The organism is Acetobacter sp. DmW_043 (genome assembly GCF_002153485.1).
Lineage (GTDB): Bacteria > Pseudomonadota > Alphaproteobacteria > Acetobacterales > Acetobacteraceae > Acetobacter > Acetobacter thailandicus.
The window spans coordinates 161,007-177,483 of the sequence record NZ_JOMN01000015.1 but is presented as its reverse complement, the minus strand read 5'-3'; the positions used below and the strand labels follow the sequence as shown (position 1 = coordinate 177,483).

Below are 16,477 nucleotides of genomic sequence, written 5' to 3'. Positions count from 1 at the left end.
ATAGGAGCAAGGAACAACTCTGGCTTTGCTCTCTATGTCTTTTATGAAGTTACCTTCTGATATTAATCGCCCTGTTGCTTTGTTAACCGGAGCAACAGGTGGGATTGGTGTCCACCTTGTGCAGCGTCTTGTCAGTCAGGGGTATCACATTCTGGCGGTCAACCGTGCCGGTGATTTTCAGCCGCAGGATCACGTTACGCCAGTTGCCTGCGATATTGCACAGAATCAGCAGATAGAAGCACTGACTGATGATTTGCGTCAGGCTGGTGTTACGCTTGCCGCATTAATTCACTGTGCAGGCGTTATTAATCCTCAGAGAGCAGGGGATTACGATATCGAAAGCGCCTCCTGGCAGCTGCGGGTTAATCTCGAAGCACCGGTTTTTTTAACAACTTTGTTGTTGCCGCTTATGCCAGCAGCCGGGCACATCATATTTATTAACTCTATGGCAGCTCTTGTGCCTCTGGCGGGGAGCAGCATTTATACTGCCAGTAAATTTGGTTTGCGTGGATATGCTCTGGCTCTGGCTCAGGATGTGCAGCCACTCGGTTTACGTGTATCTTCAGTGTTTCCTGGTGCCGTTGATACACCGATGCTGCAAAAAGAAATTGATAGTGGCGGTTCTCCTTTAAATTTTGTAACGGCGCCCTCGTCACCGGATGAAATAGCCTGCATTGTTCAGCACCTTCTTTTGCGTCCGAAAGCAGAGATTTTTTGTCCGAGTTCAGACGGCGTGCTGGCGCAGCTTATGTTAATTATGCCGCGTGTCTGGCGAATGATTCTTCCGGTCCTTATGAAAAAAGGACTGAAAGGAAAAAAGAAATACCTGGCGCGCGGAAAAGTTTAGATAAAAATTGTTATAATATAATTCCGGGTTACTTTTAAAATACAGAGCCCATCTCCTGAAGCCCGGCATCGCCAGGCTTCAGGTCAGACTGATCTGACGATCAATGTGCCGTTGTTGTGTGAGCAACGACGTGCTGTACCGGTGCTGCTTTAACAGCTGGAACAGAGCAGGTCGTCAGGTTTGGGTAAGCAAAAAGAACAACAGCAAGTTTAGCTAAGGTAGATTTTTTCATGATTTGATTCCTTTCTAGAAAACAGTTTGATTAAAAATTAAATAAATAGCGTTAATTAAATTAATTTATCTATACTCATATATAAAATAATATTTTCTCTATATTTTTATAATAAAAATTATTATTATTTTACGTGCGTCGAATGAGCGACGACGTGCTGTACCGGTGCTGCTTTAACAGCTGGAATAGAGCAGGTTGTCAGATGCGGGTAAGCAAAAAGAACAACTGCAAGCTTAGCAATGGTAGATTTTTTCATATTCTGGACCTCCTTTCTTAACTAAACAGCCTCGAGACTATAAATTAACTTATAGTTATAAATTAAATTAAAATCAATACATTTATAAGATTGCTTTTTGTTTTGTTAAAACAAACGATATCCATATCAAAGGGATGATGAGGATATCGTTTTTAAAAAAATAATATTTTTACAATAAAGATCAGAATGTAATTCCTGATCTTACGCCAAATGTATTGCCGGTATTGGTTCCAATATAGTTTCCGGCTCTGTTTGTTACATCAGCATGAGTGTAGTTGACCATAATTCGTGCAAAATTAAGCAGATACCAGTTCACACCAACTGTAGCAGTCCAGGCACGTGCACCGGTTGGAATGTTGGAGGAATCGGCCCAGTCCCATCTTGCTGCAAGTTCCCATGCTCCCCAGCCACCTTCGGTGACGGGACGCAGTACACGAGGTGAGGACCATACGCCTGTTCGTGCAAAATAGTTTGGAGTTTCACCGGTGAGGAACAGGCCTGTTTGCAGACTTAAAGCCTGAATTGTGCCTGAACCGCCGAGTTTGTCTGTATAGGACGAAGCTACAGGAAGCGTATTACGAAACTGCAGATGTCGTGCGCCATATTCAATAAGAGCCCAGCCGGTTTTATAAATACCAAACAGTTCCAGGCCGCCGGCAAAAGAATTGGAAATTGGAGTCGTAGGGCCAAACTGCATTGCAAATGCGTCGTTAGTACGGGCGAGAAGGCGCACTGACTGTGAGAAGTTTGCTGCGGGTTTGACATCTTCATAGAAACCCCAGATGCCAAGATGAATCAGAGCATTATTGTTGCGCCATGGAATATAGTGAGAACGTACTTCATAGGTCATATCATCACGAATATTGTTGGTCGCATTGGAGGAATTGACGTTATTGCCGGCTATCTGTGCCGCTACGTGCCAGTTTTTACCAATGGTTTTGAACATGCCCCCCATGCCGTACCATCCACGCACCGGCAGCAGAGTGGTCGCGACCAGGTCACGATCAAGAAAGACGGTCTGTGCTGAGCCTGTGGTGCCATCAAAGCTTCGTTCGTTAAAAATATTTCCCAGTGCAAGGTCCAGGGTTTTTTTCTGAACCTTTTGGCTCCACATCATAAAAGCACTCATGAGCTCTGGTTTGTTATCAGAGAAGTCGGCTTCAAAAACCCATGAAAGCTGCCTTGCGTGACCTTCAACACCCAGACGGGCTGCGCGCATCAGTGTACGAGAGACATTGAGGCTGCTGTAACGGCTGCCAAATGAGCCGCCGTAATCAGCGAGAATACGGCCGCGCACCCTAAAGGAATAGGCGTTATCGGGCGTTGTAAACGTGGGCAGACCCTGCCCCCATTTCAGTACAAGCCCGCCGACAGACGTGGTACTGCCACTTGAAGGAATTTGTGATGTCACACCCATAACAGGTGATGCATTGTTTGGGATGCTCGAAACAGCTGCATAAGAACCGGGGGCTGCAGCCTTCAGAGGGTATACCGGAGTGGTAGTCTGAATTCCAGGAGAGGTATCTCCGGCAAATTTTACGGGCTCAACTGGTCCTGAAGTAACATGTGCATGCGCGGTATGAGATGCAGCAGGCAGTGAGGTCACCTTAACAGTCTTTGTATCTGATTTTTTCTCAACCTTTGAGAGGCGCGTTTGCAGCTCGTGAATCTGCTGTGACTGCATTTTCATCTGTTGTGACTGCATTTTTACAATACGCATCAGTTCCTGCACTTCAGGGTTGCCTGATGCAGCCTGTGCATAATGCGGCAGCATAAGAGAGCCGACGATTCCTGCTCCTGTAATGAGCGGCCGGCATTTCAGAGAAAAAGGCTGTGAATTATCTGCGGTACAGCGAATTCTGGTCATGATGAACTCGACTGTGAATGAGAGTAGGGGCGGGCGAGAAGTGAGGCCAGTAATCCGCTGCATGCTGCCAGAGTTAACCACAGTCCTGGCATGGCGCGGTTGCCGGTCGCGTGAATGAGAGAGGTGCAGATGAAAGGTGTAAAGCCTCCAACGCAGGTTGCCAGGCTGTAAGCCAGAGAAAATCCTGTAGTGCGGATGCGCGGAGGGACAATTTCTGTCAGGTAAACAACTGCGGCACCGTTATACATGCTGTAAATGACAGCAAGCCACAGCTCCACGCCAAGTAGTTTGAAAAAAGAAGGATCAGATACGAGCCAGGTCATAGCAGGGTAGGCAGTGACTATTCCGCTCACTGTAGCGATTAATAAGAGTTTTTTCCGGCCGATACGGTCAGATAAAGCACCAAAAACCGGAAGAAGAATGAGGTTAGTCATGCCAACACACAGCGTAACAACCAGGCTGTCATGAGCGGTTAAATGCAAAACTGCTGTGCCAAAAGAAGGCGTATAGGCAGTGATAATGTAAAACGAAGTTGTGGTCATCAGAACCATAAGAATGCCAACGGCAATGATGCGCCATTCACGTGACAGCGTTTGTAGTATTTCGGCAAAATGTGGGTGTGAATGTGCAGAAGAGAAAGCTTCTGTTTCCTGCAGGTTCCGGCGGAGAAGGAAAAGAACCGGAACAATAAGACACCCGATAAGAAAGGGGATGCGCCATCCCCATGAGAGGAGTTCTTCGTGAGACATAAGGTGTGTCATGCCAACACCAAGTGCAGCGGCTGCCATAACAGCAAGCTGCTGTGATGCTGACTGAAAAGAGACAATAAAGCCTTTATTATGCGGTCCCGCGATTTCAGATAAATAAACTGAGGTGGAGCCAAGCTCAACACCTGCAGAAAATCCCTGAATCAGTCGCCCGGCAAGAATCAGCAGTGGTGCTGCAAAACCAATGGCAGCATATCCTGGTGTTATAGTGACGATAAGTGTACCGATTGCCATAAGGCCAAGTGTAACGATAAGCCCCTTTTTACGTCCGATACGATCAACATATGAACCCAGGATTAAGGCACCCAGCGGGCGCATCAGAAAGCCTGCTCCGAATGTAGCAAGCGCCAGCATCAGTTTTGCTGTCGGGTCAGATGAAGGAAAGAAAGTTTTTCCTATCGCTGCGGCATAAAAGCCGAAAACCATAAAGTCGTACATTTCAAGAACGTTGCCGCTGGCAACCTGCATAATGGCTTTGGCACGACTTTTAGGCTGAGCACTAACAGTTTGTAAGACTTCAGAAGTCTCCGGCGCAGAGGCGAGTGGCGGGGCAAAGTTGGTACCGGTGTGGGGCATGATTTATATCTTTTTTATTTTATTGAGAGCCAGCATCGGTGATGCACACGTCTTTATCTTTGAGCATATGAAGATAGAGCGGAATAAAGCAATTATTTTTTATGCTTAATTATCTAACCAGATTGTGATGAAGTGCCTGCAGTCTTTATAAAAAAGGCCCGAAGAAAACTTCGGGCCTTTTCGTTAGTGCGTAGTGTTAATAAGGAGAGATGGTCAGGCAGCAAGAGAATTATTTTTGAGCAGCTGGGCTACCATGGCATCTGAATGGCTGCCTGTGAGCTGGCCAATAGTATCACCGCCAATGTTAGCCGGTGTGCCGTTTGCACCATTGAGTGTCATGAGGCCATTTGAGTTTGCCTTGGTTGTCAGTGTGACACCAAGGTCAGAGGCAAGTGTAACCGGCGTATGAAATTTAACAAAATCTTTGAAGACGTCACCAACAGTTTTCATCTGATCAATGAAGGTGCCATCGGTCCAGCCAGCGACAGTCTTACGAAGGGCTTCATTGTCAGATTCAGAGCCAACCTGAATAACCTTGCCATAGTGGTTGAGGCTGGATGATGCGCCTTCGTCTTTCCAGGAGACATAAGAGGCTCCTCCATTCGTGTCACGGGCATAACTTGCAATCGGGTCACCGTAGGCCATGATGCTGAGGAAGTTAGAGCCATCACCTTTTGCTGTGGATGATGAGGGAATACCGGTTGCAGAAAAGGCTATGCCGCCCAGGCCTGTCTGCTGCGCTACGTAAGAGGCCTCAATGCCCCCCAGAGAGTGGCCTGTAACGAAAATATTGTTCGTGTCTATGCCACGGGCTTCAGCTTCCTGAACAACCTTATTCGCCCACTTCAGAGCACTTTTCTGCGCTCCAGACACATCCTGATTAAAAATCTGAGCATTTGAAGCCATGCCGGCAACACCTGCTACGGGATTGATACTCATATTATCACCGCCGCTGGTGCTCTGATATGAGATGATAACCTGATTATCACCGGTCAGCCACACGCGCGAAGACATGCCCGTTGCGTCATCAACTGTATAGAGCTGCTTGCCATTAACGAGGAAAGGGGTAAGTCCTTTGGGGGTGCCGTCAATTGTAAATTCTGCGTTGGCAGCATTGAGGAGCTGCGACACTGTTGGTGTTTTGCTAAGATCCTGATCAACTGGTGCTTTAATGGCAACCTGATCGTTAAGATAGTTCAAATTAGAATAGGTTGTGCCTGCAAGCTTACTTTTCTCTATAGATGCAAGAAAACTAAAGACCTTGTTAACGCGACTATTGTTAAGTTTATTTTGCGCGTCTGTTACACCACCAGCGGTATAATCTACTATTTTTGAGAATAACTCGCTGTTCTTAGGTAAAATCTTATTCAGGGCAGATACAGGTGACTTTGTTGCATCTTTAATGTCTAAGGCGATGTGATAAGCTTTGTTAATATCTTTCACTACCGGGATATCAGAAATTCTCTCTTTTGTATCAGAGATCTTATTTTCTATTGCGTCAGAAATTTTCTTTTTTGTATCGGATATCTTATTTTCTATTGCGTCAGAAATTCCCTTTTTTGTATCGGATATCTTATTTTCTATTGCGTCAGAAATTCCCTTTTTTGTGTCAGATACCTCATTCTCTATTTTGCTACCAATGTCTTTGAGTTTTGAAACTCCTGAAAGTTTATCTTCTAAATTACCGACAAAACCTGATGTTTTGTTTTCAGTTTCATGGATTTTATCCGTGGCATTTTTTACCGCATCGGTCGCAGAGTGTCTGAGAGATGAAAAAAAAGACATGTTAATATAGTGTCCTTATAAGATCGTCTCTGAAAGAAATAGATGTTTTCTTAACTTTCAGAATCTTATTCATGAATTAATCTTAACTAAAGTTAATATATTTTAGTTAATGATTAACTTCAATTCATTTTTTATGTGTGACTATATTGGGAGCACTTAGGTGCTACGTTTAAAAAGCAGAGGATTTTATTTTAATTTACTCTTTTAAAAAAAGATCATTCATGAGTAACAGTCTGATATCGTGATATAAATATAAGGAGAATATTTTTCTGGCTCAGCCAGCGGTTCAGGCATTTTTCATGCCAGAATCATCTGATAAATTCAGAGTATCAAATGTCTGCAGTACTATTATTTTTTATAGGAAAATGGTGGAGAGGGTTGGATTCGAACCAACGTAGGCGTACGCCAGCGGATTTACAGTCCGCCCCCTTTAGCCACTCGGGCACCTCTCCGTATCGGTGAGCACAGACCTATAGCGATGAGCCTGTCTTGTCAACGGGCTAAGCAGCAGGTTTTTATGCTTTTAGTATAAAATATTCTATATGGCAGTCTGCCAGGGCACATTATGGGTATGAGTGCCCCAGAAGCATCTTCAGATAAAAGAAAAAGGAGCCGGTTTTTTGAGTAAGCATAAAGCAGGTAAACGTCATACATTGCGCTCTCTGGCCAGGCTTGAGACACCAATTGTTGCGTTAACTGCGTATACTACGCCTATGGCCCGGTTAATGGACCCTCATTGTGATTTGCTGCTTGTCGGTGATTCTCTGGGAATGGTTGTTTACGGAATGCCGTCCACGCTGGGTGTTACGACAGAAATGATGATTGCTCATGCTCAGGCTGTCATCAGAGGGAGTAGTCGGGCTTGTGTCGCTGTCGATTTACCTTTCGGAAGCTACCAGAAGAGCCCGCAGCAGGCGTTTGAGACCGCTGCCAGAGTGATGGCGCAGACCGAAGCCGGATGCGTTAAACTCGAGGGCGGAGAAGAAATGGCTGAGACAATTTATTTCCTTACTCAGCGAGGGGTTCCTGTTATTGGCCATATTGGCCTTAAGCCTCAGGCTGTTCATACGCATGGCGGTTTCAGAACAGTAGGGCGGGGCAGTGAGGCTGACCAGATTATAAAAGATGCAGATGCTGTTGTGGCTGCCGGCGCCGGCGCTGTCGTTATCGAGAGCACGGTTGAACCGCTGGCCCGTGCGTTAAGTGACCGCCTGCCTGTGCCAACTATAGGTATCGGGGCATCGCCTGCCTGCGGAGGGCAAATCCTGGTGGGTGAGGATATGCTGGGCTTGTTTACTGATTTCACTCCGCGCTTTGTAAGACGGTTTGGTACGCTTGCTGCCGATATTGATAAAGCAGTTGCTGCTTATGCTGAGGCAGTCAGAACACGCCAGTTTCCCGGGCCGGAGAATTATGTCAGTGCGTCAGGAACAAAAACTGAAGGCGCATAAATTCGGCATGTCAGGCAGGCGCTTCTCACCACGTCAATGAGAGTCTGAGTGGCGGGCGGGGCTTGTTCCTGACGAAGACATTATGCATTCTGCAATAAGAATAATGAAATGAACGATTTTTCTTTAGGGTGAAGAATGCAAAAAAGCACGTTTTACAATGTCGTCAGGTTTGTGCTTTTGGTGATAGGTGTTTTTTTCCTTTTTTATCTGATTATTCTTCCTCTGATTGATGCAATTTCGCCGCATGAATATGGCGTTGCCAGGGTCTCTCTGGGAATTTTTGTACTGGCCTTTTTATTTTTAGTTTCGGTTGCCATGGCTGTCGAAAGCACGAAGGCTTTCTATTCTATCGGCGCTGAAAAAAGCAGGCAGGTAAAAATATTTCTTATAAAAATAAAAAAATTAAAAGATAAAAGCCTCGGGGTTGATGCTCCGGGCGCTCTGATCTCTATGATTTTGTCATATATATTTTTTAATTATATATTTTCTGTTTTTTATATATTTCTTTCTCATGTTGATAATCATTCATTTTCAACAGGTGGCCCTCTTTCTATTATTGATGGTATTTTTTTTAGTGTGGTTACAGCAACGACAATTGGCTATGGTGACGTTTACCCCGAGACGGGTATTGCCAAGCTGAGTGTGCTATTTCAGATTTTGATCAGTATGTTTTACGCCGTGGTTTTATTCTCGGCGAGTTCTTCTTACCTGCGCGACTATGTCAGCACCGTAAAAAAACAGGCAGCAAAAGAAGTGGCCGAAGAACTGGAGCAAAAAACAGAACAATCTGCTCAGGGCTGAGAGGATGTATCCGGCGCTTTAAGGAGTGACACCGCAAAACCGCCGGCCTCATTACCATGCGCCAGAGTCTGAATGCCCAGAACCTGCCAGCCATCTCTGGTGTTTGTCAGTAAAGGTGCGCCGCTGCTGCCGTGTGTGCCTGCGCAGTTATGAGCCAGAAGAGGGTGCCCGCTCAGGTCCCGGCTTATGCCGGTAATCTGGCAGTTTACATCAGCTGTAATGACATCAGGTTTGTTCTGCTCATACCCTCCAAGAACAACCGGGTTCCCGGCTTTGATATCATTTTGGGTAGCGTCAACGTGAAAAATTGTTTCAGGCCGGGCAATCGGATGGTCGAGCAGCAGCGTGGCTTTATCCAGCCCGGCTTTTTGTTCTTCCTGTAAGGGAGTGTAACCCGGAGGGATGATATATTCTTTAACCCGGGCGTGTGCTGCGTATTGCCCGGCGCTATAGGCCAGAAGGAAATGAACAATTGAAGCAGGCACGAAGCGATGTGTCGCCGAATTCCACAGGCAGTGCGCTGCAGTTTCAACAACAGTCGGGCTAATCAGAAAACCCGTGCATCTGCTCCCCTGTTCAGTTTGAACGCGTCCTATCGCTGCCCAGGGCATCTGACGTACATCAACACGCTGGCGGGGGTCATTATTGCCGACGCCAGCAAGATGATCGCGAAAATCAGGACCATCGGCACGGGCCTCTGAGAGTGTTTTACCTGAAATAGTAAGACTACAGGACAGAAATATGATGTGAAACAAAGGTAAAAATTTACGCTTCTTCATCACTCTGGCCTTCTGTCATGTCATCGACTGCTCTTATAGGAACAGTCCTCAAATGCGTTAAAAAGATTTTAAGAGGCGGTCGAGATAGTCCAGCTCCTGTTTTGATCTGGTACGATCAGAATCTCTGCGTCGCAGCTCCTGTTCAATATCACGGGCTCTCTGGCGTGCAACGCTATCAGGCACTTCTGAGCTTTCATCGTGTCCCTGGTCATTGCCGCTGCCCATTGTGCGTCCCAGCGGGTCGTTTTTACTGTGTTTTGGGTCCGAACCATCGCTTCCGTCTGCATCACTGACAGGAGAAGAGCCGTCGTCACCCTTGCCGGACTGACCTTTTCCGTTCTGGTTGTTGTCTCCCTGGCCTTTGCCTGAGCCCATACCAAAAGATGGCAGAAAGCTGGAGGGAGCACTTCGTCCGTCACCCTTCATGATTTGCTGCATTTGCTGGCGGCCTTTACGCAGGGCATCAAGGGTTTTCTGTTGTTCAGAGGCGGTGACAGTGTCCTCTCCATCCCCCAGAGCCTTCATCGCGTTCTGCATACTCTGTTTTGCTTCAGCAAAAGCAGGTGGTGTTTTACCTGTCAGGTCCTTAAATTCATTTTGTAATTCATCAAGTGCGCGTTGCAGGGCGTGCTGTACGGCGCGGTCATTACGGCGTGCTGCTGCCTGAGCTTCGGCTTTAGCCGGATCAGGCAGTTTCGCCTGGTTGTTATTATTTGTCTGTGGCGCAGGGCTGTTATCTGCATCAGGAGGGACGGGCAGGCCGAGTTGACGTAAAAGTTCAGAGGTTGGCATGGACTGGTAGTTGTCGTTCGCCCCCTCATCTTCAGAATCGCCTGTTTCTTCAGCGGAATTAGCATCAATGCGTGACTGGCTATGGTCAAGCAAAGTAGCCTGTTTACTGGTCATGTCACGCAAGGCGGCGGCCTGTTCTTTTGCTTTTGCCTGCGCAATCATTTGCTGCGCCATTGCAGCCATATCTTTTGGTGTGGCATTGCGCATGCGTTCAGCAGCGTCTTCCATCTGCTGCAGGCGCTTCATAGCTTCTTCAGGGTTGCCACTCATGGCGTCTTTCTGCATCTGCTTCATCAGGCCTGAGAAGGCATTCTGATTAGCCTGCGAGAAATTTTGCATATCCGGGATGATCGTATGATCCCGCATAGCCTGCTCTGTCAGAGCCTGCATTTTACGGGCCAGAGCATTATTGAGGGTTGCCATCCGCTCTTTCAGCTCCTGCTGGGCGTTTTTGTCCCCGCGTCCCGTTTTGTTCATATACTCAAGCTGCTGAGCCACGGCAGCCTGTGCGGCCCTGACATCCAGTGAGGCCTGTGCAGAAGCTTCATTTTTATCTTTTTGTCTGTCTTCTATATCAAGGGCCAGGTCCCACATCAGGTTAACAGCACTGATTTGTGCAGTTTCATTGTCTGTGTGTCTGTTGTTCAGAATAGCAACAATATCGGCAAGGTTAAGCAGCATGCCGGTATGGTTTTGCACCGGGCCGGGGGCATCTCCCAGTACGGCCAGGTCGCTGGCGGTATCTTCCCGGTTTTCCTGTCCGAGCGCATAACGTTTACGCAGGTCAAGAACAGCACGGGCTACCGGTGAGTGAAAAACTCTTGCACCAAGGCGGAAAGTAACAGGTTTGCTGGCGCCGCTTTGCCCGCTGACAGAATGCGCAACAATGCGACCTGTTACAGTTTCTCCGGCCCATGGGTCTTCGGAAAGGTCAGGTGAGACCGCCCCTTTAACAGATTTCGGATGGCCAGACAGAGGGAGAGGAACGGCCAGGGTGCGCTGTGTACCACGGCCAGGATGGGCAAGTTGCAGCTCAGCGGTCAGAGAGTCGAGACCAAAAGCATGAGCGGCCTGAAAGGGCAGGCGTGTACGCCAGTCATTTTTTTGAGCACCGGGAGAAGGACCCCATTCAGCAGAGGGAACACCGTCTGGTTCAATTGTGACTGCCCACTGGCGAAGTGTACGCCCACGCCCTCTGAGGCGAATGAGACCTGAGCGTTCAAGTGAAGCTTCCAGCTTCCAGCTCTGTGAATCAAGGCGTGTGGTTTTGTAGTTTTTAATCTGGTTATAGCCGGTTCTCAGAACCGGAGCGGTATCTGTGCCTGTGACGATAGCTGTAAGTTTTGCGTTTTGTGGCACGCTGGGGTTCGATGCCGCACTCCCCAGAAAAACAGGCATGGCTGAGGTATAGGAGGGGGGAGTAATCCATGCTTCCACATGTGGCATGGGGGTATCAGGATCATCCCAGTCAGGGACAAAAGCTGCAAGTATGCGCCCGGGAGCGGAGTACCCGGCAAGCACGAAGACACCGCTCAGAGCGGCAATCAGGCCCAGAGTGGCAAACCGGCTGAAAAAAGTGTGAGGCCACAGGCGTGGAAAGCCTGCTTTGAGTGTCACGATTTCAGAGAGAGTCCGTGCTTTATGTGCATGCCATAAAGCCGTGGTGTGAACATCCTGCAAACCGGCTGGTTTGTCTGTCAGTGTCGTCAGAGGACGATTTTTAAGGCCTGATACCTCTTCAATGCGATGATCTGCAGCATGAGGAGATATCGGAGGGATACGCTTAAGGTCGGTATACAGCCGCCTGCCACAGAGGATGGCCCATCCGGCTAATAAAATAAGTCTTACGCTGTCAGGCAGGTAGTGTGGCAGGCGCAGCAGGGCTGCCAGGATATAAAGCGCAACCAGGCCCAGAGTGGGCAGGAAAGCCCTCCAGTATGCTTCCGTTTGCAAAATCTGAGCAGCACGCTTGCGCACTGCGACAAGTTTTGCATTGAGTGAGAGGCGTTGCGTTTCTCCTGTCATAGGCATCAGGTCAGGGCTGAGGGTACAATTTCATGACGCCACAGCTCTTCAGTCTGCTGTCTTTCGCGTATGATATGCCAGGTTCCGTTATCAATCATCACCTCAGCAGCCAGAGGGCGGGTGTTATAAGTTGAGCTCATGACGGCACCATAAGCACCGGCATCAAGGATGGCTACGCGTGAGCCGCGCTGTAAGGAGGGAAGGTCGCGGTCGCGTGTAAATGTGTCACCGCTTTCACATACAGGCCCGACAACATGAGCCGGGGCAACCGGGCCGGCGGCTTCATGTGCGCTGAGGGGTATAATGCCGTGCCAGGCGTCATACATGCTGGGGCGTGCAAGGTCATTCATCGCAGCGTCAATAATGCAGAATGGCACACCTGAGGCATGCTCTTTGCGCAAAATAACTGTCGACAGCAATATGCCGGCGGGCCCGGCCAGCCAGCGACCTGGTTCAATGGCCAGTTTGAGGTTAAGGTGTCCAAGCTCGGCTTTAATGGCGCCGGCCAGGGCTTCAGGCTGCCCTTCTGTTTCCGTGCAGTAAGAGATTCCCAGGCCACCGCCACAGTCCATAACAGAGACATCAAGGCCGGCAGAGCGGGCTGACTGAATGAGGGTTGCCATACGTGCATAGGCTGCACGGTAGGGCGCTGCAGAAGTAATCTGACTGCCGATATGCGTTGAAAACCCGACAGGGGCGAGCCCGGGGAGTGTCAGGGCATGAGCATAAAGTGCCTGTGCTTCTTCAAACGCAATGCCGAATTTATTCGCAGCCAGGCCGGTCGTAATTTTTGCATGCGTTCTGGCATCAACATCGGGGTTAACCCGCAGGGTGATGGTTGCTGTTTTTCCGTTTTTTTGGGCAAGAGCTGACAGAATTTCGAGCTCCTCCTTACTCTCAACATTAATCTGGCCGACACCAGCGCCAAGAGCGGCCTCGAGCTCAGCATCAGTTTTCCCAACTCCTGAAAAAACAATGTCGCTTGCTTTTATGCCGGCTTTTAGTGCGCGGGTTAATTCACCCCCGCTGACGATGTCTGCACCTGCACCCTCCTGACGGAGGAGAGACAGGACCGCAAGATGGTCATTTGCTTTAACAGCATAGTGAATAGAAACCTCTGAACCGATCTGCTGCATTGCTGCACTCAGGCGTTGCATACGGGTACGCAGTGTGTTTGCGCTAAGCACCCAGCATGGAGTGCCGACTTTGCCAGCAATAGTGCTGAGTGAGACACCATCCATTAAAAGGCCGCTTACACCATCCATTTTCAGGTTGGGGCGGGCAGCCAGAAGGTCAGCTACCGAAGGTGATGTGCCTGCGTGAGAAAGAGAGTCGGCCATTGAGATGTCTTAAAACCTTAAATTTAATTTATATAATCACAGAGAGCGAAAAACATATACTCATGTCTTTCGCATTATTGGTTAATCATTGGGTGGATAGGTGCGGGGGTATATAACATCTTTTGCCGGCCCCGGGGGATGCGGTGAACCTTTTTTACCGCACCCGCTAAGTGGAAGCGCCAGAAAAGTCACGGCTATTAAGCCGCAGAGGAGACGTTTCATGCTGAGACTCTGTTCAGTGCAGCCAGCCATTTCTTTGCTTCACGACTGACGTTAGATGCTGCTGTTCCGCCTTCGCTGGTGCGTGAGGCAATGGAGGCTTCAACCGTCAGAACCGAGAAAATGTCATCGGTGATCCCGGCTTCTTCTGCCTGCATTTCAGCAAGAGAAAGTTCTGACAGGCCAATATTTTTTGCTTCCGCTCTGGCAACCAGCCGGCCGGTAATGTGGTGCGCTGTGCGGAAAGGTACTTTAAGTACACGTACCAGCCAGTCGGCGATGTCTGTTGCGGTTGAGAAGCCAGAGCCGGCAAGTGCGCGCATTTTTTCTGTATTGGCCGTCATGTCACGTATCATGCCATCGCAGGCAGCCAGTGACAGCACAGCCGCGTCAGTTGCTGCAAAAACAGGCTCTTTATCTTCCTGCATGTCTTTTGCATAAGCCAGGGGCAGACCTTTCATCACGGTCAGCAGGCCGACCAGACTGCCAGTCATCCGCCCGGTTTTTGCGCGGATAAGCTCTGCGGCATCAGGGTTACGTTTTTGCGGCATGATGGATGAGCCGGTTGTAAAAGCATCTGAAAGGCGAATGAATGAGAAGGGAGACGAGCACCAGATGACGATTTCTTCGGCCAGGCGTGAGAGATGCATTGCCATGATGGAGAGAGCAGACAGATACTCGAGAGCAAAGTCGCGATCAGAGACTGCGTCGAGTGAATTTGCTGTAGGCCGGTCAAACTTAAGCAGTCGTGCTGTCATCTGACGGTCAATCGGAAAGGATGTTCCTGCCAGCGCCGCTGAACCCAGTGGACACTCGTTGAGGCGTTTGCGTGTGTCACTCAGGCGGCCCCGGTCACGGGCCAGCATTTCAACATAGGCCATCAGATGGTGGCCAAAGGTAACGGGCTGTGCAGTTTGCAGATGCGTAAAGCCGGGCATGGGGTCAGCTGCATGTGCTTCAGCGCGGGTTGCCAGTGCACGCATGAGCGAGGCGACCTGCTGGTCGAGGCCGTCAATGGCATCGCGCACCCAAAGGCGGAAGTCCGTAGCCACCTGGTCATTACGTGAGCGGGCTGTGTGCAGGCGTTTACCTGCTTCGCCAATACGTTCAGACAGGCGCACTTCAATATTCATATGAATATCTTCCAGTGCTTCAGAGAAATCAAAGCGCTGCGCTTCAATATCACCGCGAATGGCAGCCAGGCCATCACGAATGGCAGATTCATCCTCACGGGTGATAATGCCGGTGTGAGCCAGCATGGCCGCATGAGCGAGCGAGCCTTCAATATCCTGTTTCCATAAGGCCTTATCAAAACTGACAGAGGCATTAATCGCCTGCATAATGTCTGATGGACCACCAGCAAACCGCCCGCCCCATTGTGCGTTGGTGTTTGCCTGTGATGAGGTGTTTGTGTCGTTTGTCTTGTCCGCAGACATTATCCAGCCCCTGCCTGTATCCCTGAAGTCCTGATCGGACATGTAGTTTACTGATGCAGAGGCTGTGGTGCAAATTCCCGCAGATGTAAATGCCTGAAGATTTGATGCGAAGATGTGTCGTCCGTTTAACCAAAAAACGATTTAAAAAGAGATTTCGCTCCGTTTGCTATATATTCTTTAATTTTGCGAATTGGTTCTTTAAAAAAAGGCGTTTTAAGAACAGGAAAATACCTATAGGCAAACTCTTCAGCTGTATCGAGAGCGTATTCTATAAATCCTTTTTCTACTTTCTTTTCTATTTTTTCAGTTCTTATTTCTTTTTTTGTCTCTCTGTAGATGGATGCTTTTTTTTGTTGGGTATAGTAGATATTATTCTTTCAAGTAACGTTTCCAGATTAAAATTGATATCTGTTTCCGATGCCTCGGTATCGATCGAGACATACGATATGTGCGAGGGATCAATGCGAAAGGCATCTTTGATCTCGTTAATTTTTTCTTCAATATTTTTAATCTGATTAGGTCCGGGCTCAAATGTGTCCCAGTTCCACTCCCGATGGGGAGCTATTTTATCTACCTGAGATAAAACAATAAATACCGGACACCCAGACTTCAGATCATTTTCATATATATCCTGAGCTTCGGCATAAGCACGGTCGTCAGCTTTCATAACCCACAAAATAAGGTCACATTGCTGAGCGAATTCTTTATAGAGATTCCTGTATTCTATATGTCTCTCTATGGTTTCACCAATGCCAGGCGCGTCGACCAGAGTCATGTTGCCGACTGGTATTTCATTAAGTGTCCGGGTGCAGGCTTTAATATCAGATACTTCAGATATTTTTTTGCCAAAAATAGCATTGCAGAGAGATGATTTTCCCGCACCGGTCTTTCCGAAGACGCCTATTTTTGGTTTGTATTTTATAGATTCAGACAGTTTTAAATTTACAAAATCTTTGATTTTACTTTCGATATCGTTGTATTTTGTTTCTGATGATGAATCTTTATTATTTTTGAATTTTTCAGGGTGATTTTTTAAATAATCTGTCGCTTCCTTTAAAAAATCAATCGCTTTATTTACACGCTCCTGAGTCATATTGTTTCTTTCTGCAATAAAATAATGTAAAAATATTTTATATTATCTGATATTTCAAATTGATAGTTAAAATAAGGATGGATTACGCGGGTTGTTTAATTAATCGTAATATTCTTCACTTTTCATGCTAATGACAGTGCAAATGTCATGAAAGTTTTTCCTGGCATAAGGGTGCTCTCTCTGCATTTGTCCATTATAGTGTCTGGCAGAA

The 16,477-nt window shown here is 47.9% G+C and carries 14 protein-coding genes and 1 tRNA gene; 3 read left to right on the top strand and 12 right to left on the bottom strand.

What is annotated here, in order from left to right; genetic code table 11:
* Positions 1 to 34 precede the first annotated feature (34 nt).
* Entirely contained in the window at positions 35 to 847 is an 813-nt protein-coding gene (locus HK11_RS06165; RefSeq protein WP_233133342.1) for an SDR family oxidoreductase, read from the top strand.
* A 100-nt stretch (positions 848 to 947) separates the two neighbouring features.
* Here HK11_RS06165 and HK11_RS12695 read toward each other — a convergent pair whose 3' ends face one another.
* The 6 genes from HK11_RS12695 to HK11_RS06145 all read right to left on the bottom strand — a co-directional run bounded on the left by HK11_RS12695 (position 948) and on the right by HK11_RS06145 (position 6,782).
* Positions 948 to 1,079, bottom strand: a complete 132-nt coding sequence (locus HK11_RS12695; protein ID WP_255375970.1) for a hypothetical protein — start codon at positions 1,077 to 1,079, stop codon at positions 948 to 950.
* A 124-nt stretch (positions 1,080 to 1,203) separates the two neighbouring features.
* Entirely contained in the window at positions 1,204 to 1,335 is a 132-nt protein-coding gene (locus HK11_RS12690) for a hypothetical protein (RefSeq protein ID WP_255375969.1), read from the bottom strand.
* A gap of 181 nt (positions 1,336 to 1,516) precedes the next feature.
* Positions 1,517 to 3,202: an OprO/OprP family phosphate-selective porin gene (locus tag HK11_RS06160; RefSeq protein WP_158092787.1), complete on the bottom strand. Its 1,686-nt coding sequence runs from the start codon at positions 3,200 to 3,202 to the stop codon at positions 1,517 to 1,519.
* Positions 3,199 to 4,545: an MFS transporter gene (locus tag HK11_RS06155; protein ID WP_086554454.1), complete on the bottom strand. Its 1,347-nt coding sequence runs from the start codon at positions 4,543 to 4,545 to the stop codon at positions 3,199 to 3,201. Before HK11_RS06155 ends, HK11_RS06160 begins: the two co-directional genes overlap by 4 nt.
* A gap of 213 nt (positions 4,546 to 4,758) precedes the next feature.
* Positions 4,759 to 6,330 carry a hypothetical protein gene (locus HK11_RS06150; RefSeq protein ID WP_086554453.1) on the bottom strand — a complete coding sequence of 524 codons (1,572 nt, stop codon included), beginning with the start codon at positions 6,328 to 6,330 and terminating at the stop codon, positions 4,759 to 4,761.
* A gap of 366 nt (positions 6,331 to 6,696) precedes the next feature.
* Positions 6,697 to 6,782: transfer RNA gene (locus HK11_RS06145), tRNA-Tyr, on the bottom strand.
* 168 nt (positions 6,783 to 6,950) lie between these two features.
* On the opposite strand from HK11_RS06145, the gene panB reads away from it, so the two are divergent.
* Together panB and HK11_RS06135 are read left to right on the top strand one after the other, a co-directional pair.
* A complete protein-coding gene (gene panB, locus HK11_RS06140) occupies positions 6,951 to 7,781 on the top strand; it encodes a 3-methyl-2-oxobutanoate hydroxymethyltransferase (protein WP_086554514.1) in 831 nt (276 codons plus the stop codon).
* Positions 7,782 to 7,961: 180 nt separating this feature from the next.
* The gene (locus HK11_RS06135) at positions 7,962 to 8,582 is read left to right on the top strand and encodes a potassium channel family protein (RefSeq protein WP_158092786.1); all 621 of its coding nucleotides are present in this window, start codon (positions 7,962 to 7,964) and stop codon (positions 8,580 to 8,582) included.
* On the opposite strand, the gene HK11_RS06130 is transcribed toward HK11_RS06135, so the two are convergent.
* From HK11_RS06130 to HK11_RS06110, 6 genes are all read right to left on the bottom strand, one after another.
* Complete coding sequence (locus tag HK11_RS06130) at positions 8,573 to 9,361, bottom strand: serine protease (RefSeq protein ID WP_233133341.1); 789 nt, start codon at positions 9,359 to 9,361, stop codon at positions 8,573 to 8,575. The genes HK11_RS06135 and HK11_RS06130 overlap by 10 nt on opposite strands.
* Before the next feature lie 57 nt (positions 9,362 to 9,418).
* Positions 9,419 to 12,178: a DUF4175 domain-containing protein gene (locus HK11_RS06125; protein ID WP_233133340.1), complete on the bottom strand. Its 2,760-nt coding sequence runs from the start codon at positions 12,176 to 12,178 to the stop codon at positions 9,419 to 9,421.
* Between the two features lie 5 nt (positions 12,179 to 12,183).
* Positions 12,184 to 13,518: a diaminopimelate decarboxylase gene (gene lysA / locus HK11_RS06120; RefSeq protein ID WP_086554450.1), complete on the bottom strand. Its 1,335-nt coding sequence runs from the start codon at positions 13,516 to 13,518 to the stop codon at positions 12,184 to 12,186.
* A gap of 81 nt (positions 13,519 to 13,599) precedes the next feature.
* Positions 13,600 to 13,740, bottom strand: coding sequence for an LPS translocon maturation chaperone LptM (gene lptM, locus HK11_RS12790; RefSeq protein ID WP_408736137.1), 141 nt, complete (start codon positions 13,738 to 13,740; stop codon positions 13,600 to 13,602).
* The gene (gene argH, locus HK11_RS06115) at positions 13,737 to 15,173 is read right to left on the bottom strand and encodes an argininosuccinate lyase (RefSeq protein ID WP_086554449.1); all 1,437 of its coding nucleotides are present in this window, start codon (positions 15,171 to 15,173) and stop codon (positions 13,737 to 13,739) included. Before argH ends, lptM begins: the two co-directional genes overlap by 4 nt.
* A gap of 310 nt (positions 15,174 to 15,483) precedes the next feature.
* Positions 15,484 to 16,266, bottom strand: a complete 783-nt coding sequence (locus HK11_RS06110) for a GTPase family protein (protein WP_086554448.1) — start codon at positions 16,264 to 16,266, stop codon at positions 15,484 to 15,486.
* Between the last annotated feature and the right edge of the window lie 211 nt (positions 16,267 to 16,477).

Excerpts from the sequence above, each read along its gene's own strand:
- HK11_RS12695 (WP_255375970.1), bottom strand. The coding sequence starts at position 1,079 with ATGAAAAAATCTACCTTAGCTAAACTTGCTGTTGTTCTTTTTGCTTAC.
- HK11_RS06125 (WP_233133340.1), bottom strand. The coding sequence starts at position 12,178 with ATGACAGGAGAAACGCAACGCCTCTCACTCAATGCAAAACTTGTCGCA.
- HK11_RS12690 (WP_255375969.1), bottom strand. The coding sequence starts at position 1,335 with ATGAAAAAATCTACCATTGCTAAGCTTGCAGTTGTTCTTTTTGCTTAC.
- HK11_RS06160 (WP_158092787.1), bottom strand. The coding sequence starts at position 3,202 with ATGACCAGAATTCGCTGTACCGCAGATAATTCACAGCCTTTTTCTCTG.
- HK11_RS06130 (WP_233133341.1), bottom strand. The coding sequence starts at position 9,361 with ATGAAGAAGCGTAAATTTTTACCTTTGTTTCACATCATATTTCTGTCC.
- lptM (WP_408736137.1), bottom strand. The coding sequence starts at position 13,740 with ATGAAACGTCTCCTCTGCGGCTTAATAGCCGTGACTTTTCTGGCGCTT.
- HK11_RS06165 (WP_233133342.1), top strand. The coding sequence starts at position 35 with ATGTCTTTTATGAAGTTACCTTCTGATATTAATCGCCCTGTTGCTTTG.
- argH (WP_086554449.1), bottom strand. The coding sequence starts at position 15,173 with ATGTCTGCGGACAAGACAAACGACACAAACACCTCATCACAGGCAAAC.
- HK11_RS06110 (WP_086554448.1), bottom strand. The coding sequence starts at position 16,266 with ATGACTCAGGAGCGTGTAAATAAAGCGATTGATTTTTTAAAGGAAGCG.
- HK11_RS06150 (WP_086554453.1), bottom strand. The coding sequence starts at position 6,330 with ATGTCTTTTTTTTCATCTCTCAGACACTCTGCGACCGATGCGGTAAAA.
- HK11_RS06155 (WP_086554454.1), bottom strand. The coding sequence starts at position 4,545 with ATGCCCCACACCGGTACCAACTTTGCCCCGCCACTCGCCTCTGCGCCG.
- lysA (WP_086554450.1), bottom strand. The coding sequence starts at position 13,518 with ATGGCCGACTCTCTTTCTCACGCAGGCACATCACCTTCGGTAGCTGAC.